The 20,228-nt window shown below is 61.5% G+C and carries 13 protein-coding genes and 1 pseudogene; 11 read left to right on the forward strand and 3 right to left on the reverse strand.

Translation table 11 applies throughout. From position 1 onward, the window contains the following. Positions 1-518: 518 nt before the first annotated feature. From Q4A20_RS00800 to guaA, 8 genes and pseudogenes are all read left to right on the forward strand, one after another. Positions 519-3,701: a helicase-related protein gene (locus Q4A20_RS00800; protein WP_303119059.1), complete on the forward strand. Its 3,183-nt coding sequence runs from the start codon at positions 519-521 to the stop codon at positions 3,699-3,701. A 20-nt stretch (positions 3,702-3,721) separates the two neighbouring features. Continuing rightward, the gene (locus Q4A20_RS00805) at positions 3,722-4,300 is read left to right on the forward strand and encodes a DUF4391 domain-containing protein (protein WP_303119062.1); all 579 of its coding nucleotides are present in this window, start codon (positions 3,722-3,724) and stop codon (positions 4,298-4,300) included. Next, positions 4,301-5,236, forward strand: a complete 936-nt coding sequence (locus tag Q4A20_RS00810) for an SIR2 family protein (RefSeq protein WP_303119064.1) — start codon at positions 4,301-4,303, stop codon at positions 5,234-5,236. It abuts the gene before it with no gap. Further along, entirely contained in the window at positions 5,233-7,014 is a 1,782-nt protein-coding gene (locus tag Q4A20_RS00815; RefSeq protein WP_303119067.1) for an ATP-binding protein, read from the forward strand. The genes Q4A20_RS00810 and Q4A20_RS00815 overlap by 4 nt, the downstream gene beginning before the upstream one ends. A 2-nt stretch (positions 7,015-7,016) precedes the next feature. Beyond that, positions 7,017-9,059, forward strand: coding sequence for a site-specific DNA-methyltransferase (locus Q4A20_RS00820; RefSeq protein ID WP_303119069.1), 2,043 nt, complete (start codon positions 7,017-7,019; stop codon positions 9,057-9,059). 10 nt (positions 9,060-9,069) lie between these two features. After that, positions 9,070-12,198 (forward strand): DEAD/DEAH box helicase family protein, encoded by a 3,129-nt coding sequence (locus Q4A20_RS00825; RefSeq protein ID WP_303119072.1) that lies wholly within the window; start codon positions 9,070-9,072, stop codon positions 12,196-12,198. 9 nt (positions 12,199-12,207) lie between these two features. After that, positions 12,208-12,345 (forward strand): annotated as a pseudogene (locus Q4A20_RS00830) (GMP synthase); the annotation flags it as partial. Positions 12,346-12,637: 292 nt separating this feature from the next. Continuing rightward, positions 12,638-13,726 (forward strand): glutamine-hydrolyzing GMP synthase, encoded by a 1,089-nt coding sequence (gene guaA, locus Q4A20_RS00835; RefSeq protein ID WP_303119075.1) that lies wholly within the window; start codon positions 12,638-12,640, stop codon positions 13,724-13,726. A 950-nt stretch (positions 13,727-14,676) separates the two neighbouring features. On the opposite strand, the gene Q4A20_RS00840 is transcribed toward guaA, so the two are convergent. Beyond that, positions 14,677-15,297, reverse strand: coding sequence for an aldo/keto reductase (locus Q4A20_RS00840; protein WP_303119078.1), 621 nt, complete (start codon positions 15,295-15,297; stop codon positions 14,677-14,679). A 313-nt stretch (positions 15,298-15,610) separates the two neighbouring features. Between Q4A20_RS00840 and Q4A20_RS00845 the strand changes: the two genes are divergently transcribed. Beyond that, the gene (locus tag Q4A20_RS00845) at positions 15,611-16,135 is read left to right on the forward strand and encodes a GNAT family N-acetyltransferase (RefSeq protein WP_303119081.1); all 525 of its coding nucleotides are present in this window, start codon (positions 15,611-15,613) and stop codon (positions 16,133-16,135) included. An 87-nt stretch (positions 16,136-16,222) separates the two neighbouring features. Here the strand turns inward: Q4A20_RS00845 and Q4A20_RS00850 are convergent, their stop codons facing one another. Both Q4A20_RS00850 and Q4A20_RS00855 read right to left on the reverse strand, forming a co-directional pair. Then, positions 16,223-17,071 (reverse strand): SDR family oxidoreductase, encoded by an 849-nt coding sequence (locus Q4A20_RS00850; RefSeq protein WP_303119084.1) that lies wholly within the window; start codon positions 17,069-17,071, stop codon positions 16,223-16,225. Positions 17,072-17,120: 49 nt separating this feature from the next. Beyond that, the gene (locus Q4A20_RS00855; protein WP_303119087.1) at positions 17,121-17,996 is read right to left on the reverse strand and encodes an aldo/keto reductase; all 876 of its coding nucleotides are present in this window, start codon (positions 17,994-17,996) and stop codon (positions 17,121-17,123) included. Positions 17,997-18,343: 347 nt separating this feature from the next. Here Q4A20_RS00855 and Q4A20_RS00860 point away from each other — a divergent pair, with 347 nt between their 5' ends. Together Q4A20_RS00860 and Q4A20_RS00865 are read left to right on the forward strand one after the other, a co-directional pair. Further along, positions 18,344-19,606, forward strand: coding sequence for an ATP-binding protein (locus tag Q4A20_RS00860; RefSeq protein WP_303119089.1), 1,263 nt, complete (start codon positions 18,344-18,346; stop codon positions 19,604-19,606). Positions 19,607-19,715: 109 nt separating this feature from the next. Then, positions 19,716-20,168 carry a zinc ribbon domain-containing protein gene (locus Q4A20_RS00865; protein ID WP_303119093.1) on the forward strand — a complete coding sequence of 151 codons (453 nt, stop codon included), beginning with the start codon at positions 19,716-19,718 and terminating at the stop codon, positions 20,166-20,168. Positions 20,169-20,228 lie beyond the last annotated feature (60 nt).

The raw sequence follows: 20,228 nt of genomic DNA on the forward strand, positions 1-20,228 counted from the left end.
CGTGGTGCTGGACGTGACCAGCAAGCCCCCCGCCACCATCGAGTGGGAGTAGCGGCTGACGACCGCATGCTGTGGAACTCCTAATGTCATGCCTTTACGTGGCATTGGGGCAAGTCCTTCTGGCGACGGCGTTTTTCATGGCACGTAACTTGCACTACATGAGGAACCGTGGAAGGTAACGTTTTAATGAGAGGACGTTAAAGGTGGGAAGGGGAGTCGCTGTTGCGGTAGGGTAGGCGTCGGCAAGTTCCTGGATGGAGTTGAGTGGGGGGCGTTCCTGATGGGCAGAGATAGCGAGAACACGGGGATGTCAGCGATTCTTCGATGGAGGCGCCCAATAGCGACAAGGCTAACGCCTCCGGGAATCCGTGTCGCGCATTCGAAGAGGGTGTGGGGTCGCGCAGGGCGAGATATTCTGGCGCTAATCGTAAACTCGCGTATGGCATACTGACCGGTTTAGGGTAGTTATGGAACCAGCCTATTTCAATAATCGATCACGAATTGTTAAGGACGATCTTGTGGCGCGGATCGAGATGGGTGACCGTCTCTCCGTTGCCGCTTCGGTCTTCTCTATGTACGCCTACCGGGAGCTGGCCGAACAGCTAGAGGGCCTTGAGGAGTTCCGCTTCATCTTCACCTCCGATGCGTTCACTACAACTCGTCCCAAGCGCGAGAAGCGGGAGTTCTACATCCCGCGTCTCTCTCGTGAGCAAGGCCTCTTCGGTACGCAGTTCGAGATCAAACTGCGCAACGAGTTGACGCAGAAGGCGGTGGCCTCCGAGTGTGCCGACTGGATACGACGTAAGGCGCGTTTCAAGTCCTTCTCCAACGACGGCCACATGGACTCCTTCTTGGAGGTACGAAAGCCGGAGGACGACATCGCCTACCTTCCGTTTGACGAGTTCACTACCAGCAAGCTCGGTACCGAGCGCGGCGAGTCGGGGTTCTCGACGACCATGCGGCTGGACGCGAGCCAGTCGCGTGAGTGCCTGCGCAACTTCGACGAGGCGTGGGAGTCAGGACAGCTGCAGGACGTCACCGACGCGGTCATCGACTCGATATCGACCATGTACGCCGAGAACGCACCGGAGCTGGTCTACTATGCAGCGCTCTACCGCATTTTCAATGAGTTCCTGGACGACATATCGGACGACGTGCTGCCCAACGAGGGCACGGGATTCCAGCAGTCAGCCATCTGGGGCAAGCTCTACGACTTTCAGCGCGACGCTGCGCTCGCCATCATCAACAAGCTCGAGACCTACGACGGCTGCATCCTGGCCGACTCTGTGGGCTTGGGCAAGACGTTCACGGCACTAGCGGTTATCAAGTACTACGAGAGCCGCAACCGTAACGTGCTGGTGCTCTGTCCCAAGAAGCTTAAGGACAACTGGCTCACCTACAACCAGAATCTGGTGAACAACCCTATCGCCGCAGACCGGCTGCGCTACGATGTGCTCTACCACACCGACATGTCGCGCGACCGGGGCATGAGCGAGACTGGAATACCGCTAGACCGCATCAACTGGGGCGCGTACGACCTGGTCGTGATCGACGAGAGCCACAACTTCCGTAACGGGGCGGACACGGCCTCGAAGAATGACGACAGGGAGAACCGCTATCAGCGTCTGCTCGCTCGCGTGATACAGGAGGGCGTGAGGACGAAGGTGCTAATGCTGTCGGCCACCCCGGTGAACAACCGCTTCCGCGACCTGAGAAATCAGCTCGCCTTGGCGTACGCGGGCGACGGCTCCAAGTGGGAGGGGCGGCTGCGGCTCGACAACGACATCGAGACCGTGTTCCGCAACGCCCAGGTGGTGTTCACGCGGTGGAGCAAGCTGCCGCCTGACCAGCGCACCACGCTGGCGCTCACGCGGATGCTGGACTTCGAGTTCTTCGAGGTACTTGACCAGGTGACCGTGGCACGTTCTCGCAAGCACATCCAGCGCCACTACGACATGCAGGCGCTCGGACCGTTCCCGAGGCGCAACAAGCCGATATCCAAGCGCCCGCACCTCTCGACGATGCCGGGCGCCATCAGCTACCACGAGATCTACGAGGAGCTGGAGGACCTGAGCCTGGCGATCTACATCCCGTCTCAGTACCTGCACCAGTCGAAGGTGAGCAAGTACGCCGGCGAGAACGGCGGCAACCTGACCATGGCGGGCCGCGAGACGGGCCTGCGCAAGCTCATGAACGCCAACCTGCTCAAGCGCCTCGAGAGCTCGGTATGGTCGTTCCGTATGACGCTCGAGCGCATCCTCGGCTACATGTCCGCGACGCTCGAGGTGATAGACGCCTACAAGGTGAACCGCAGCCAGCGCATCGTCGTCGAGGACACGAGCTCACAGTTCGACTTCGATCTGGACGACGAGGAGATGTTCTTCGAGGTTGGAGGCAAGACCAAGATAGACCTCGAGGACATGGACTGGCTGAGCTGGGAGCGCGACATCGCGGCCGACGTAGAGACCATCAACGTGCTGCTGAGCATGATCAAGGACATCGACCCGGCGCACGACGCCAAGCTCGTGGAGCTCTGCGACCAGCTGCGTGGCAAGGTCGAGGCGCCGATAAACCCCGGCAACAAGAAGGTGATGATCTTCACCGCGTTCGCCGACACCGCCGAGTACCTGTACGAGCATGTGAGCGCGTTCGCCAAGCGGGAGCTCGGGCTGGAGACGGCGGTCGTGACCGGCACGAGGCCGGGCAGCAGCACCATCAAGCAGATTCCGGCCGACATGGGCTCCATCCTCGCGTGCTTCTCGCCTGTGTCGAAGGAGCGCGCCGTTGTAGCCAAGCAGCTCGAGGGACACGACATCGACATCCTGATTGCGACCGACTGCATATCCGAGGGCCAGAACCTGCAGGACTGCGACTACCTGATCAACTACGACATCCACTGGAACCCCGTGCGCATCGTGCAGCGCTTCGGCCGCATCGACCGCATCGGCTCGAAGAACGACGTGATCCAGCTGGTGAACTACTGGCCGGACATTGAGCTGGACGAGTACATCAAGCTCAAGGCGCGTGTAGAGGAACGCATGCGCATAACCGTGATGACCTCCACGGGCGACGACGACTACATCAACGAGGAGGAGAAGGGCGATCTGGAGTACCGCGAGCGTCAGCTCCGCCAGATGCAGGAGGAGGTCATCGACCTGGAGGACGTGAGCGGCGGCGTGTCGATCACCGACCTGGGCCTCAACGACTTCCGCATGGACCTAGTGGTTTACTACAAGGCCAACCCAGAGGTCGACCGGCTGCCGAGCGGCATCCACGCCGTGGTGGCGGGCGACGAGCCGGGCGTGATCTTCGTGCTGAGGAACGTGAACCCCGGTGTGAACATCCAGGGCAGGAACCACCTGCACCCGTTCTACCTCGTGTACGTGAAGGACGATGGCGAGGTGCTTCACGGGCACCTGGATCCTAAGGACGCGCTCGACGCCATGCGCCTGCTCTGCCGTGGCAAGAGCGAGCCCGACGCCGCGCTCTGCAAGGCGTTCAACCGCGAGACCAAGAACGGACGCGACATGCGGAGGCAGGCACGCCTGCTCAAGGACGCCGTTGGCTCCATTATCGAGGCCAAGGCCGAGAGCGACATCGACAGCTTCTTCGCCGGCGGTACGACGAGCTTCCTGGAGAACGACGTGGAGGGGCTGGACGACTTCGAGCTCGTGTGCTTCCTGGCGGTGAGGCAATGCTAGGGCTGCCGAGTACGACCGAGGTGGGACGCCGCCTGCCCAAGGAGGCGTTCTACCGGAACCTCAAACTGGACGCGAGGACGCGCGACGAGTTCGTGCACCACATAGAGTCCATCACCATCGCCAACAGCATCAAGCCTTCGACTGCGAACCTCGACGACGGCGCGACCGTGCACGAGATCATGGTGCTCGACGTGCGCCTCAAGGGTGACGAACAGCCGATGCGGGCCATCGAGGCCATAGCCAGCGCGAATCCGCACAAGCTCGTCTTCCATACCGAGCCGGGCGGCGTGACCTACGTGCTCCGCAAGGGCATGCAGTCGTCGGTATCGATCGACACCCTCGACCTCGCAGGCAAGAACCTCGACACCGCATGGGACTCCATCTGTTCGCAGGTCATCTTCGGCGATGCCAACGGCACCGACGTGGACGCCCGCGTCGACCACGCAAAGCGGAGGGCTGACTTGGAGGAAGAGATAGCGAAGCTTGACGCGGCATGCAGGAAGGCGAGGCAGATCAACCGAAAGAACGAGCTGTTCGCGCAACTCAAGGCAAGACAGCGCGAACTACGGCAGCTCGAGGCTGCCGAGAAGGGAATCTAGATGGCGGCAGAAACACTCGTTCATGCGAACGATGAAGAATCCCCTGAAGAAGAGCTTGTCGCCCTACTGCATAGGGTGCTTGGCTCCTGCAATATTAGTTTTCTATTTGGCGCCGGTGTCAATGGGAGGGCGTTCCCGTTCTTCGCACAGTTCCGCGACACGATCGACAGGATGCACGAGCTTGGTCTTTCCGAGGACGGCATCGAAGAGGCCCTGCAAGGCTGCGATGACGATGCTATCCGCCAGAAAGTGTTCGATACCTTTATCAATGAGTTCAACAGCAAGACCTACTCATTAGAAAATCAGTCGATCGTGAATCTCCGCAGGCTGCTCTCTGCGACTCATCGGGCAGTTAGCAGGGCTGAGAACCGCCACCATGAGAGCAAGCGCGTAAATGTGTTCACCTTGAACTACGACCGCATTGTCGAGGAGGTCCTGGAAACAAGCGGCTACTTCAACTACGTGCTAAAGCGCGACACGAAATCGTTTCTGCCCTTCAATGTCGTAGGCTACGACACCCAGACCAGATCATTCTTGCCCACCTTCGCCGTCTACAAGCTGCATGGTTCGGTTGGTGCTGACCGACAGCTTGCCAGCGATGGCATCGTCTTTCCCGGGCAAGACAAGCTTGGCAGCATTATATCCGAGTTCTACGAGACGCTGTTCGCCATGAAGAGCGAGCTGCTACGCAAGAACGCCACGCTCTTCGTCATCGGATACTCCTGGGCAGACGAACATGTGAACAGCGTGATCAATAGCGCCATTGACAGTGGGTTGACCGTGGTTTTCCCGCAATACAGTGCGGATACGATTATACCGGAATGGCTTGCCGAAAGGGCCATCGTGATCCCGCCAGGAGAACTGGGAGAAGACGGGAAGCCTTGCGATACGACGAAAACCCTTGCAGCGATATTCGAGAAGGCGATGAACTTATGAACGTAGGACGCATAACACGTGTTGACGGCGTACGGGTCTCGGCTGCCTTCTACGAACGAATGCAGCCATTCCTGGTAGAGGCCGGCAAACCAATTGCCTCGCCCCGGATAAACTCATTTGTCAAGACTGGTGTCGGGCTCGATACAGTTATCTGTCAAATTGTTGGCGAACATGAAGCGGAGTTCGACAAGAAAAGCGAGATAACGCGGGTAGAGCAGTCGGCCCCCACTGGTGCCTTTGCTGTCGATCTGGAAGTGCGCGGACACATTAGCAATGGCGAGTTCAAGGGAGGATTGAGATGCCTGCCTATCGTTGGGGCGACAATCGAAACTCTCGATGGAGAGGAACTCGCGATGCTGTACTCCACACATGGAGCTACGACTATGTGTATCGGCAAGAGTTTGTTCGACGAGACAAACAGCGTCTTCCTCGATGCTGGCAAACTCATGGCCAGCCATATTGGCGTGTTTGGGAACACCGGAAGTGGTAAGTCAAATACGCTCGCAAGCATACTGCACAAGTACACTGAGCTAATTCCAAAGAGATCGAGCAGCGCACGAATCATCATCTTCGATCTCAACAACGAGTATGGCGGTGATGCTATCGTTCCGATACGGGAAAAGGCGGTATACCATCTTGACACACGGAGGAAGGTTAATGTCGGTCGTGATCGAATACCGCTTGATCTCAGCGAGCTTGACGAGGACAGTTGGGGAACAATACTTAGGGCTACTCAAAAGACGCAAATGCCAGTAGTGAGGCGAGCATTCCGGCGTTGGAAGAATGAAGCGATTGAGCAATTCATAATAGAGCTGCGGAAGTCGATCGCCGATAGGCGGACGACTCTCTTCTATACCCTACGTAACTACTGCGCCGATGAACTCAGTGGCATCGATGAACTCGCTTACCATACGAAGAATAACTGTTTCTACTACGCGACTGGTCTTAGGGCTGGCAAGAGTCACGCATTTGTAGACACCGAGGCCGACCTGGAAGAGATCGCCTTTAGATCCAAGCCAAGTAGGCTTTATGAGTTCTACTTCTGGCTTGTGCTCGAAGCGTCACGAGCGGCGGAGAGTGGTATGAATTTTGAGTTCGTACAGCCGCTATTGCCTCGCGCAAAGGGTGTTGTTGGAGACCTTGAAAAGCTATTCGACAATAGCGAACACGCCAGTATCGCTTCTATTCTTAACGATAATGTCATGGCAGTTGTACAGCTGGGCGATGTTAATGCCGGGAGTCGCGAGATGTTGCCTTCGCTACTCGCTGAACTGGTCATGAAGGATGCGGCTGAAAACAAAGGCGACGGCACTCCAACTATTGTCACAACATTGGTTGTTGATGAAGCACACAACCTGCTTGGCTATGATGCTGAGCAATCCGACTTGGTGCACGACAATACACTGAGAGTATTTGAGCGAATTATCAAGGAAGGACGTAAGTATGGCGTTTTTCTTGGTCTTGCTAGCCAGAGGCCAAGCGACATTTCGCCGACTATCACCTCACAGATACACAACTACTTTATCCATAAGCTGGTGAATCCCAACGACATCGGGCGTATTCGAAAGACCGTCAGCTTTATGGGTGAAAGCAGCCTGTCCATGCTTACTGCACTTGGTCAGGGAGAATGTATCGTAAGTGGACCTTCGCTCTATATGCCCCAATATGTCTATATAGAACAACTTGAGAAAGACAACCAGCCGAATAGCAGCGACATGCAGCTATTTGGCGCAGGCGGAATACTGCAGGAAGACGACTTTAGCTTGCTGGAGGACTAACCATGGAAAGAATTGAACGAGTCACGCCCGACATTACGCAGGAGAACGTAGCGCGGCTTGTCGAGTTGTTCCCATCGGTTGCGACCGAGGTCGCTGACGCGAAGGGCAACACGCAGAGGGCAATCAACTTCGACGCCCTGCGCGAGCTGTTGGGTGACGTGGCCGAGGGAGGGCGCGAGCGCTACCAGTTCACCTGGCCGGGTAAGCGTGATGCGAAGTCGTTGGCACGCACTCCCTGCAATGGGACGATGCGGCCCGAGCGCGGGCGCAGCGTCAACTGGGATACAACTGGGAACCTGTATATCGAGGGCGATAACCTTGCGGCGCTCAAACTTATGCGGGAGACTTACGCGGGCAGGATCAAGCTGATATACATTGATCCGCCGTACAACACGGGGCATGACTTTGTGTATGATGATGACTTCGCGCGTAGTCGGGAGGAATATGACGCTGAGAGCGGCGACTATGACGAGCAAGGTGGCCGGCTAGTAGCCAACTTGGAAAGCAATGGCCGATTCCACTCGGACTGGTGTTCAATGATGTATCCACGCCTACTCTTGGCGCGGGATCTCTTAAGCGGGGACGGTTCTATTTTCATCAGTATTGATGACGGTGAATTGATGAACGTCCGAAAGATCTGTGACGAGATATTCGGACAGTCGTGCTTTGTCGCCGACATTTCGTGGCAGAGGTCCTATTCGCCGCGCAACGACGCGAAGGGGTTACCGCGCGAGGTTGAACATTTAGTTGCGTACGGCAAATGTCCGGCCTGGATTCCTAACAGGCTTCCTCGAACCGATGAGATGAATTCTAGCTACAGGCAGTTGGACGGAGATAAGTCGCCGTGGGCGAGCGATAACCCATTTGCGCCCGGCGCGAAGACCCACCAAGGCATGGTCTATGCAATACAGCATGCGTTTACCGGCGAGCTGATTTACCCGCCATCCGGACGTTGCTGGACTTTTGAACAATCGCAAATGCTCGAGCACATGCGGGGGTGGACGGGGTACCACCTTGAGGACATCGGAGATGACGAGACGCGTGCGATGATCTGCGGCGTAAATGCTGCAGATATTCGCAAGGGTGTCCCGGCGATTATGCTAGATAAACCCCTTGGCGAAGCGCGTGAAGAAGCGCAAGCCGTAATGGACGAAGGCCCCTGGCCCAAGTTCTACTTCACGCGTGGCGGCGAGGGCGGAATCCGTCGCAAGACGTATCTTGCTGGACTTGACGGTAAAATGCCGACTAATTTTTGGCCATGTTCGGAAGTTGGGCATACTGACGAGGCGAAGAAAGGGCTTAAAGCGCTCTTTGACGGCAGGGCGCCCTTCGACACGCCTAAGCCAGTTCGCCTCATGGAGCGCATTCTCACTATAGCGAGCGATCCCGACTCCCTCGTTCTCGACTTTTTCTCCGGATCTGCGAGCATGGCCCACGCCGTCATGCAAAAGAACGCTGAAGACGGCGGCACTCGTAGGTTCATCCTTGTGCAGATTCCGGAGGAGACCACCGGAGAGTATGCGAGTCTGTGTGAGATTGGCGAAGAACGCATACGGCGGGCTGGTGCCATGGTCGTCCGTGAGATTGATGGAGCAAACCGTCAGCTCGATCTCGGTGAGCTGTCGAAGCCGGTGCCCGATGTTGGCTTCCGGGTCCTTCGCATCGACAGCTCGAATTACTTCGACACGCGCGTCGAGCCAGGTATGCAGACACAAGTCAACCTCTTCGAGTTTGTAGACAACCTAAAGGAGGATCGTACGCCAGATGATCTGCTCTTCCAGGTGTTGCCCGCATTCCGCATCCCATACTCCGCTCACATCGAGCAGTTCGACGTCGACGGCGTGACCTGCTTCAACGTGAACGAAGGCCAGCTCATCGCCTGCTTCGATACTGAGGCTGACACGAACGTAATCGAGAGAATCGCGCAGGAACGGCCCATATACGCCGTGTTCCGTGACGCATCGCTAGCCGATGACTCTGCTGCCGCGAACTTCGAGGAGCTGTTCAAGACCTACAGCCCCGACACCATCCGTCGAGTGATCTAGGGGTCGAGCCATGCAGTTCAAGTTCAAGATACAGGACTACCAGACCGAGGCGGCACGGGCCGTGACCGAGGTCTTCGAGGGCCAACCGAACCAGGCCCCGCTCGCATACCTGCGCGACATGGGCAGCGGCATCGGGAAGAAGGGGCAGCGGCTGCTGCAGCTCGACTCCGACACAGGCTACGGCAACGCGAGAATCGCGCTAGCGCCCGACGCGCTCCTGCGCAATGTAAGGCGAATCCAGCAGGGCAACCAAATCATGGAGTCGGCGTCCCTTAGCACCGAGATCGGCGGCATATGCCTCGACGTCGAGATGGAGACCGGCACGGGCAAGACCTACGTGTACATCAAGACGATGTTCGAACTCAACCGCCTGTATTGCTGGAGCAAGTTCATCGTGGTGGTGCCCTCCATCGCTATCCGCGAGGGCGTGAACAAGACGTTTGAGACCACCGAGCAGCACTTCTTCGAGCAGTACGGCAAGCGCATCCGCTACTTCGTCTACAACAGCTACCGCCTGACCGAGATCGACCGCTACTCAGAGGACGACGGCATCTGCTGCATGATCATCAACATGCAGGCGTTCAACACCTCCATGAAGGAAGGCGCCAAGAACAAGTACGCCCGCAAGATCTTCGAGCCGCAGGACGACTTCCAGAGCCGCAAGCCCATCGATGTGATCGCCGCAAACCGCCCCATCGTCATCCAGGACGAGCCCCAGAAGATGGGTGGAAAGGCCACGCAGGACGGCATCAAGCGGTTCAACCCGCTCTTCTCGCTCTCTTACTCTGCGACCATCCCGCGCGACCGCAAGGGCGACCTGCTGCACAACCTGGTGTTCGAGCTAGACACACTCGACGCCTACAACCAGCGCCTCGTGAAGCGCATCGAGGTGAAGGGCTTCGAGCTCAAGCACATGCGCGGCACCGACAGCTACCTCTACCTACAGGATGTTGTCGTGAGCCGCAGCGCGCCTCCCGTGGCCGTGATCGAGCACAAGTACCTGGGCGCCAGCGGCAAGGTGACCAAACAGATCCACCGCTTCAACGTGGGCGACTCCATCTACGACGCGAGCGGTCCCACCAAGCTCGAGGCGTACCGCGACTTCACCATCGCGCCTGACGGCATCATCCCCGACATGGAGGGACAATCAGCTTGCGTGCGGTTCCTCAACGGCGAGGTCATCTGGAAGGGCGAGGTGTACGGCGACTCCGCCGAGGAGGACATGCGCCGCGTCCAGATCCGCGAGACCATCCGTTCGCACCTGGAGAAGGAGGAAGCCCTCTTCGCGCGGGGTATCAAGTGCCTATCGCTCTTCTTCATCGACGAGGTGGCCCGCTACCGCGCCTACGGCGATGACGGCGAGGAGCTGACTGTAGGCTACGGAAAGGTGTTCGAGGAGGAATACGCCCGCTGCGTCGAGGAGTACCTGGCGCAGCTGCCGCTCAACGAGCCGTATCGCGCCTACCTGGCCGGCATCTCCGCGCACGAGACCCACAAGGGCTACTTCTCCATCGACAAGAAGGGCCGGGCCATCGACTCGACTACTAAGCGCGGCAGCGATGAGTCCGACGACAAGAGCGCCTACGACCTGATCCTGCGCAACAAAGAGCGGCTGCTTTCTTTCGATGAGCCGACGAGGTTCATCTTTTCGCACTCGGCGCTGCGCGAGGGCTGGGACAACCCGAACATCTTCCAGATCTGCGCGCTCAAGCACTCGGACAACGAGACCGGCAAGCGCCAGGAGGTCGGGCGCGGCCTGCGTCTGTGCGTCGACTCGACCGGCGAGCGGCAGGACCTCGCCGCGCTCGGCGAGGAGGAGGTGCACTCCGTCAACGTGCTGACCGTGGTGGCCTCGGAGAGCTACAGCGACTTCACCTTGTCCCTGCAGAGCGACATCAGGAGCGGCCTGCATGCGAGGCCCACGCACGTCACCGACGGCTTCCTCAAGGGCAAGGTTGTCACGATGCCGGACTCCACCGAGGTCACGTTCTCCGAAAAGGAGTCCAAGATCGCCTACGCGTGGCTGCTGCGGAACAACTACATCGACTACGAGGGCACGCCGACCGATCGCTTCCGCGAGGAAGGCTTCAACGTGGTTGCCGTGGAGCGGTTGCCCGAGGACATGCAGGCTAAGGCGCCGGCCATCGAGGCTCTGGTAAAGAGCGTGTACGACCCGCACGCCCTCGACGGCATGGTGAGCAACGGCCTGGAGACGAAGATCCCCGCCAATAAGCTCAACGACAACTTCGAGCGCACGGCCTTCCAGGAGCTGTGGGGCCGCATCCACGGCAAGTACGCCTACACGGTGGAGTTCGACAGCGCGGAGCTCGTCGAGCACGCAGTGGCCCGCATCGACAAGGACCTGATGGTGAGCGAGCTCGCCTACGCAATGACCGTGGGCACTCAGCACGACAGCCTGAGCCGCGACGACCTTGACGTCCAGGGGCAGTTCAAGGTGAGGCGCACCGCGCAGGAGAAGGTCGACAGCGGTGCCGTTACCGGCGTGACTTACGACCTTCTCGGTGAGGTGGCCGCCCAGGCGAGCATCACCAGACGGACGGCCGCCGCGATCCTCGCGAAGATCCACCCTGCCAAATTCGCCCTGTATGCCAAGAACCCCGAGGAGTTCATCGCCAAGGTGGCCAAGCTCATCGTGAGCGAGAAGGCCACGATGGTCGTTGATCACGTGGAGTACCACGCCATCGACGACGAGTACGGCACGACGATCTTCACCGAGCGCATGCCCCGAAACGCGAGCAGCGCCATGAGCGTGAAGAAGGGCATCCAGGACTACGTCTTCCCAGACTCGGATGGAGAGGCCGGTTTCGCGCGTGATTTGGATGCCGCAGATGAGGTAGAAGTCTATGCCAAGCTGCCGAGGGCTTTTGCTATACCGACGCCTGTAGGGAACTATTCTCCGGACTGGGCGATCGCCTTCAAGAAGGGTGTCGTGCAGCACGTCTACTTCGTGGCGGAGACCAAGGGGTCGCTCGACTCGCTTGAGTTCCGCGGCGTGGAAGAGGCGAAGATTGCCTGTGCGAAAAAGCTGTTCAATCAAGCTAATACGACTGACGTGCGGTATCACGAAGTAACGAGCTACACCGATCTGTTGGAGCTGGTCAGCGGTGGAATGGAGTAGAGCGAGGCTATGACGGCGGACTGGACGCGTCTTCCCTACGATGTGCTGGCCCGCATCTCCACGCGCATCACCAACGCCGTCCCCGAGGTCAACCGCGTGGTGCTGGACGTGACCAGCAAGCCCCCCGCCACCATCGAGTGGGAGTAGCGGGCGACGTCACCCTGTTAGCCAGGGAGAGCCCCTTGAGGAGACGATGACATGGCAGAGGTTTCGCGGCAGCTCGCCGTTGTCTTGGGCCTGGAATAGGCACAACCTAAAGAGGGTCTTCCGGTTTGGTGCGTGGGAGCTCACGTGCAGGGCTGTGGCCGGGGCGGAAGTGTCAATTTTGATGACAAACACTTCCGATGCCCTCCATAGCCGACCCGGCACCCGCATGATTCCAACGTTTTGTTCGCTGCCGCCAACGCCCCCGGACTCGTTTGTCATCGATTTTGACATCTTGGCTGCCCACTCATCGGGAGTGGGCGGCTCCTTCCGCGCCGCCCTGGGGGATGGCAGTAGAGTCGGGCGCGAACCCGCGCACGCGACGATGAAGGAGACCGCCGTGGACTTCACCTCCAACCAACGCCCCGCCGACATGGAGCGCATCACCACCCCCGAACTGGCGGACGCCTTCATCGCCGGGGCCGTCGACGCCGTGCGCGCGCAGGTCGGCGACGGCAAGGTGCTGCTGGCCCTGTCCGGCGGCGTCGACTCCTCCGTCGTCGCCGCACTACTCGTCAAGGCGATCGGCAAGCAGCTGATCAGCGTCCACGTCAACCACGGCCTGATGCGCAAGGGCGAGTCCGAGCAGGTGATCGAGGTCTTCCGGGACGGGCTGGACGCCAACCTCGTGTACGTCGACGCCACGGACCGGTTCCTGAACCTGCTGGCGGGCGTGGCCGAGCCCGAGGCCAAGCGCAAGCTCATCGGCGTGGAGTTCATCAACGTGTTCGCCGAGGAGGCGGCGAAGCTCGAGGGCGTCGGCTTCCTGGGGCAGGGCACCATCTACCCCGACATCCTCGAGTCCGAGAAGGGCGTCAAGGCCCACCACAACGTCGGCGGCCTGCCCGAGGACATGGACTTCGAACTGGTTGAGCCCGTAAAGCTCCTGTACAAGGACGAGGTGCGCGTCGTCGGCCGCCGGCTCGGCCTGCCGGAGTCCATGGTGGAGCGTCAGCCCTTCCCCGGCCCGGGGCTGGGGGTGCGCTGCCTGGGGGCCATCACCCGCGACCGCCTGGAGGCGCTGCGCGAGGCCGACGCCGTCGTCCGTGAGGAGATCGAGGCCGCCGGCCAGGACATCTGGCAGTACTTCTGCGTGGTGCCGGATATGCGCGCCACCGGCGTGCGCGACGGCAGGCGCGCCTTCGACTGGCCCGTCATCATCCGCTGCGTCAACACCGTCGACGCCATGACCGCCGAGGTGCCCGAGCTCGACTGGGCGCTGCTGCGGCGGATCACCGCCCGCATCCTGGCGGAAGTTCCCGGCGTGTGCCGTGTGGCCTACGACCTCACCCCCAAGCCCGTCGGCACCATCGAGTGGGAGTAGTCGGTCGGATTCCCGCCGTCCCTGCTCCCGCGCACCGTGTCGTGCAGCGGGGATGCTCTGAGCGCGGCGCCACAAACACGGAGTGCATAACGACTTATCCCAAACAAGTGCAGCATGCTGCACTTGTTTGGGATAGCGGTATGGAGATTCGCGGCTGCTCGTGTTTGGGGGTGTGGTGGTTGGTGGTGCGGGCCTTCGTGGCGCCGCGGTCTTCGGGGCGCTGGGGCTGCGGGGTGTGTTGGGTACGCCCCTTCGGTGTCTACTACGCCGGTTAGGCCTTTGCTGAAGGCTGCGCAGCCCTTCAACAAACACCTAACCGGAGTAGTAGAGGTCGAACCGGCGTAGTAGACGGCCCCCGGGCACGGCCCCGGGCCCCAATGACGCTGCTGGCCACGCGTCGGGACCAGGGGTGTTGCCCAGCCGCCCAGCCCCCGCGGCCCGACACGCTCCCGGAACCCCAGCCCCCCGGCAGCGACCCCCTATGCCGGCCCAGTTCACCCTGAAGGCAATCCGGACCCAGACCCCGCGCACACCTGCGCGCTGGCGAACACGCCGGCACCCACCACACCCACAAACGCGAAGAGTCCGTTAACGACACCGACTGCCTCAAGATGGTGGCACTTCTGGAGGAGTATCCCGCTCGCTGACGCCGCCGGCGGCGTGGACTCGGCCAGAACCTACAATTGCGCCCGATGACGATTCGCCCTTGCTGAAGGATGCCGCGGAGCACGTCAACGTGCCCGGCGCGCCGCTACTTTCCCGGCTGCGAGCGGAGAAAGCGGAGAGGGATCAAGAGCGGGATCTGCCACCGCCTCCAGATCGACCTCACCTACTCCTCGAACCGGATCGAGGGCAGTCGGCTCTCCGAGGACCAGACTCGTCTCATCTTCGGGAGCTAATACGAATCGCCGGTGGCCACTCACTCCTTGCCGAAGTTCTCGGGCTTCATCTCAGCGAGGCGGCAATCGATGTCGGCCAGCTCCGCGGCGGTGAGCGCAATGTCCGCGGCGGGACATGTTGATCACGTTCTGGATGGCGACGACGGGCGTCACGGCGTGTGCGCGGCGCAGGTAGTCCTCGCCGGTCTCGGAGATTCCCCAGTTGAGCACCTTCCCCTCGGCCATGAGTTCGGCCATGGTCTGGGCCACGGCCTCCGGCTCGGTGTTGGGATCGATGCGGGCCTGATACACCAGGTCGAGGTGGTCGAACCCCAGCTGGCGGAGCGATCTCTCCACCGTGGCGCGAATGGCCGCCGCGGAGGAGTCGAGGGTGAGGCTGTGATCGGCGTTGATGGTCACTCCGAACTTGGTGGCCACGACCACCTGCTTGCGATACGGGGCCAAGGCCGTGCCCACGACCTCCTCGTTGATTGAGGACTTGCCTGACCGGGTGGTGCCGGTGTAGGTGGTGGCCGTGTCGAAGTAGGTGTAGCCGGCCTCGACCGCCTCGCATACGGTGCGCACGCCGTCGTCGAACTCCATCGCGTACCCGTGCGCATGGCTGATGCCCATGCAGCCGTAGCCGATAGGTGCGACCTCGAACCCGCTTCCGCCGAGCCTGCGCTTGCTCATTACGCCTCTCTTCTGCGCCGACCGGATGCGTGTCAGGTACCGACATCCTCGGCGTCTCGCAATACAAATATAACTCTGATCTTCGGTCCGAGTCGAACACCCGTATTCTATCGCTTATGCATGCGTGACGTATGCGGAAGGTTCGGTTGTGGCTCTTTGAGCGTATACGAATGGGACTCGCAACCGGAATCCCCCTGGACTCCTGCCTCGCCGCCCAGGATTGTCTCAACGAAGGCCTCGACTACTCGCAACCCGTTCGTCGACTGAGTGACCACGCATCGCAAAGCGGGGGCTTGGCCTACAATCACACCCCATGTCGATCGACGACGAGGCCGTGCTGATCCGGCCACTGCGCCCCGAGGAGACGCCTCTACTGGAGGACTTCCTGCTGGAGGCCGTCTATGTGCCCGAGGACTTCACCGGGCAGGTGCCGCGCAGCGTCATCTACGACGACCCCCTGTGCCGCGCCCACTTCGAGGGTTTCGGGACGCTGCCGGATGACCGGGCGCTGGTTGCGGAAGTTGACGGTCGCGTGGTCGGTGCCTGCTGGGTACGCACCACCGAGGGCTACGGTCACCTGGACGATTCCACGCCGGCCTTCTCCATTTCCTTGTACCGGGAGTTTCGGGGCCGGGGAATCGGCACCCGGATGCTGCAGCGCATGCTTGAGCAACTGCGTCAGGCCGGCTACGCGCGTGCCTCGCTCGGCGTCGCCAAGGCCAACCGGGCCGCGCACCTGTATGAGCGGATGGGTTTCCGGATTGTGGGCGACGGCTTTGACGACACCGAATGGTTGATGGTGTGTGAACTCCAAGATGTGCCCGTAGATCCCCGGTAGAGACCAGACTGCCGGCGGCCAACCGTCCCAACGGTGAACGGTCAGCAGCCGGCGCCGGGCCGGGACCCCGCGTCCGGGAGCCCGGCGTCAGCCGCCCATCGTGAAGCGGTCGGCGTTGATCGCTGCAATCACGCCGCCGTCGATCAGCAGGTCCGTGCCGGTGATGAAAGCCGCCTGCTCGCCGAGCAGGAAGGCCCCGGCCGCGGCGATCTCATCGGAGGTGCCCACGCGGCGGGCGGGGGAGGCGTCGATCATCGCCTGGTAGCCCTCTCCGGCGGCACGGAACTCGTCGTAGGCGAGTGGCGTGACGATGATGCCGGGGCTGATCGTGTTGATGCGGGCGCCCCGATCGCCCCAGGAGGTGGCGGCCGCCGTGCGCACCCGCAGGTGGTTGGCGCGCTTGGCAACCATGTAGGCGACTCCGGAGTTGGCCACGGCGTCGTGCTTGACGAAGTCGAGTTCGGCGAGCTCCTCGGTGGGGGTCAGCGCCAGCTGACGCTCCACCTTCTCGCTCAGGCGCATCATGTGGCCCGCCTGACTGGAGATGACCAGGCCGGCACCTCCGCGCGCGATGACGCCGCCGAAGACGTCGATCGCCATGGCGGTGGCCACCAGATCCAGGGCCACGATGTGCTCGGCCGAGGACTGGTTGGGGGAGGCTCCGGCCGTGTCGATGAAGTAGCGGACCTCGCCCAGGGAGGCGGCCTTGGCGGCGAAGGCCTCGACGCTGGCCCGGTCCAGTGCGTCCACCGGCTGGGTGTCCACCTCGTATCCGGAGGCGGCCAGATCGTGGGCGACGGTCTGAAGGTTCTTCTCGGAGATGTCGCCGAGCAGAATCTGCTTGCCGTTGGCGATGCGTCGGACGATGGCGGTGCCCATGGCGCCGGCACCGAGCAGCGCGACAACGGGGAGGTTCTCATTGCGGTCAAAGATCATTGGGGTTCCTCTCAAGTAGTTGGTGGACTGCTTGTTGGGTGCGGAGTGCTCAGTCGGCCGGCGCCCATGCGCCGAGGTTCTTCTCCTGGTCGGCCAGGGAGACGTTGTAGAAGCGACTGCCGTTGGCGAGTGCGGCCACGCGCTCCATCTCCGCCTCGGTCAGGGTGAAGTCGAAGATGTCCATGTTGGCGGCAATATGCTCGGGGTTGGTGGACTTGGGGAAGATGATGTTCCCCTTCTGGATGTGCCAGCGCAGAATCACCTGGGCGGGCGTCTTGCCATACTTGGTGCCGAACTCGGCGAAGAGCGGCTCGTCGAGCAGGCCGGCATCGCCGTGACCGAGCGGGTACCAGCTCTCGATGAGCGTGCCATAGGGGGCCATACGCTCGCGCAGCTCGTCCTGCGGGTAGTAGGGATGGCACTCCACCTGGTTGACCGACGGCTTGATGGTGGCTGCGGCCATGAGGTCCTCCAGGTTGGCGGACTCGAAGTTGGAGATGCCGATGGACCGCACCTTGCCGGCCGCGACGGCGCGCTCCATGTCCTTCCACGCGCCCTTGTAGTCCCCGACCTGCTGATGGAGCAGCAGCAGGTCGATGTAGTCGGTGTCCAGGCGCTCCAGCATCTTGTCAATGGCGGCCGCGGTGGCGCCCTCGCCATACTCACTGGGCCACAGCTTGGTGGTGATCCAGATGTCTGAGCGGTCGATGCCGCTGGCCTTGACCGCGCGGCCCACGGAGCGTTCGTTCTGGTAGGCGTGCGCGGTGTCGATGTGGCGGTAGCCCAGCCGCAGGGCCTCGGCGACGGCGGTCTCGGTGGGTTCGCCGTCGGGCACGAGGTACACGCCCATGCCGAACTGGGGGATGCGGTTGCCGTCGTTGAGGGTGAGGTAGGTCTGGTGCTTCAGGGTCGATGCGGGGGCCATGCGGGAGTCCTCTCTGCTCAGCGGTTCGCTGTGCCCAACTTACGGGCGTGCGGGGCGTGGCGTCGATGGTCTCTTTCGGTACGAATGGGTGGATAAGCAACTCGGGAGGCAATTTGGTGCCGTTAACTGCCGCGGCCCGGTCTCGGGGCGAGCAGGGACACGCGGCCGAGGAGGAGATCATCCGCTCTGGTGATGCGGCTCGACTGACTGCATCTGCCCGTCACGACGCCAGAACACCGACTGTAATGACGCCATGTGCCTGGTTGAAGCGACGCCAACTGCCCGGTTAGAATAAAGCCAACTCTAGGACTGGGGTGGGTTTCGCGCAGGATCTCAGGAGGAAGTCGATGGCCGACGTGAGCTACCGGCATCGTGTCGTTGACCCGCTTATCAGCGAAATCCTGGGCTACTCAGGTGGTCTTCTCATCGAAGGCGTGCGCGACTGCGGCAAGACCATGACCGGACGGCAGCATGCCGCATCCGAGGTCGCTCTGGACTCGGGCCTGCCGCAGATTCACGCTGCGCTTGACCTTGATCCTGCGCTGCTGCTGGAAGGGGATACTCCCAGGCTGATCGACGAGTGGCAGCTTGCGCCAGACCTGTGGAACGCGGTACGGCGGGAGGTTGACGCCAGGCAACGCCCCGGACAGTTCATACTCGCCGGTTCCTCGGTTCCCGCCGAGGATGCTACGCGGCACTCTGGCGCCCACCGGATCTCCAGGGTGCGTCTGCGTCCGATGACTCTGTTCGAGCGCGGCCTGGGTGCAGGGAGCGTTTCGTTGGCGGCACTGTTCGACGGCGAGGAGCCGCCACCCGCGCTTGACTCCGGCACGAGTGTCCGGGAGGCGCTGGATGCGCTGGTTCACGGCGGCTGGCCGGGCGACGTCGATGCCACGACCGCACAGGCACAGCGGCATCTGCGCGACTATGTGGAGGACGTTGTCAACATCGACATGGGGCGGCTCGATGGGGAGCCGCGCCGCGATCCGATCAGGTTGCGAGCGCTTATACGCTCGCTTGCGCGCCATATCGCCACCGAGGCTTCGTTCACCACCATCGCGAAGGACGTGACGACTCAGGCGCTCAGCGCGGAGACGGCAGCGAGCTACATCAATGCCCTTAGGCGGCTCTTCATTGTCGAGGAGCAGCCTGCATGGGCACCGCACTTGCGTTCATGCTACGCCGTGCGTACCTCGTCCAAGCTCCATTTCGTGGATCCTGCCCTGGCCGCAGCCATCACCGGGACCTCGGCGGAGCGCCTGATGCAGGACTTGGAGACCGCCGGGTTGTGGTTCGAGTCGCAAGTTGTGCAGCACCTGCGCACCTTCGGCGAGTTGCGGGGCGGGCACGTCTACCACTATCGGGACAAGTCGGGAAAGGAGGCCGACGCCGTCGTCGAGTTCGATGACGGACGTTGGGCTGCTTTTGAAGTCAAATTAGGGCAACGGCAGATAGTGAAGGCCCAGGACTCCCTAGCCGCGTTCGTGGCGGACATTGACACGCGACGTACGCCCGCGCCGGTCTTCACCGCCGTCGTGACCGCCGACGGGCCCACCATGAAGCTGGCCGACGGCGTCCTGACCTTTCCCCTGAGCGCCCTGCGCCCGTGAGCGGTGATTGGGGAGGCTGTGATGCAACAGCCCGTTGCTCGACGGCGTGTGCCGGCTGTGCTGTTCTTATGTGGCGGCATCACCGGGAGCCGCGGAAAAGGAGACCGACATGGCAATCGGAGAAGTAATCGCCGAGGTTAGGGCGTCGCAGGGGATGACGCAGGATGAACTGGCACAGCGGGTCATGGTGACCCGGCAGGCGGTCTCACGCTGGGAGACCGGCGCCACCACGCCTGGCATTGACATGTGCAAGCTGCTGGCCGCCGCGCTGGATGTGCCGGTCACGCGCCTCCTTGAGGCGCCGCCCGGCCCACACTGCCAGAGCTGCGGCATGCCCATTCCGAAGGAGGAGCAGCACGGCAAGGAGATGGACGGGACCAAGTCCGAGGACTACTGCGCCTGGTGCTACCAGGACGGCGCCTTCGTCGGCCCGGAGACACTGGAAGAGGTGATTGAGCACAGCGCTCCTTACATGTCCGAAGGCGTGCATATTACCGAGGATGAGGCCGTCTCTTACATGAGCGCGGTGCTGCCTCAGCTGCGCCGCTGGAGGGAGCAGTAGCCCCTCGGTTCCGGCCCGGTCGGGCGCGTTTGCGCAGGGCAGGATTGGTCTGTTCCAGGC

Origin of the sequence: Actinomyces sp. (assembly GCF_030530635.1) — a bacterium.
GTDB lineage: Bacteria > Actinomycetota > Actinomycetes > Actinomycetales > Actinomycetaceae > Actinomyces.

Excerpts from the sequence above, each read along its gene's own strand:
- Q4A20_RS00810 (WP_303119064.1), top strand. The coding sequence starts at position 4,301 with ATGGCGGCAGAAACACTCGTTCATGCGAACGATGAAGAATCCCCTGAA.
- Q4A20_RS00815 (WP_303119067.1), top strand. The coding sequence starts at position 5,233 with ATGAACGTAGGACGCATAACACGTGTTGACGGCGTACGGGTCTCGGCT.
- Q4A20_RS00820 (WP_303119069.1), top strand. The coding sequence starts at position 7,017 with ATGGAAAGAATTGAACGAGTCACGCCCGACATTACGCAGGAGAACGTA.
- Q4A20_RS00825 (WP_303119072.1), top strand. The coding sequence starts at position 9,070 with ATGCAGTTCAAGTTCAAGATACAGGACTACCAGACCGAGGCGGCACGG.
- Q4A20_RS00840 (WP_303119078.1), bottom strand. The coding sequence starts at position 15,297 with ATGAGCAAGCGCAGGCTCGGCGGAAGCGGGTTCGAGGTCGCACCTATC.
- Q4A20_RS00845 (WP_303119081.1), top strand. The coding sequence starts at position 15,611 with ATGTCGATCGACGACGAGGCCGTGCTGATCCGGCCACTGCGCCCCGAG.
- Q4A20_RS00850 (WP_303119084.1), bottom strand. The coding sequence starts at position 17,071 with ATGATCTTTGACCGCAATGAGAACCTCCCCGTTGTCGCGCTGCTCGGT.
- Q4A20_RS00855 (WP_303119087.1), bottom strand. The coding sequence starts at position 17,996 with ATGGCCCCCGCATCGACCCTGAAGCACCAGACCTACCTCACCCTCAAC.
- Q4A20_RS00860 (WP_303119089.1), top strand. The coding sequence starts at position 18,344 with ATGGCCGACGTGAGCTACCGGCATCGTGTCGTTGACCCGCTTATCAGC.
- Q4A20_RS00865 (WP_303119093.1), top strand. The coding sequence starts at position 19,716 with ATGGCAATCGGAGAAGTAATCGCCGAGGTTAGGGCGTCGCAGGGGATG.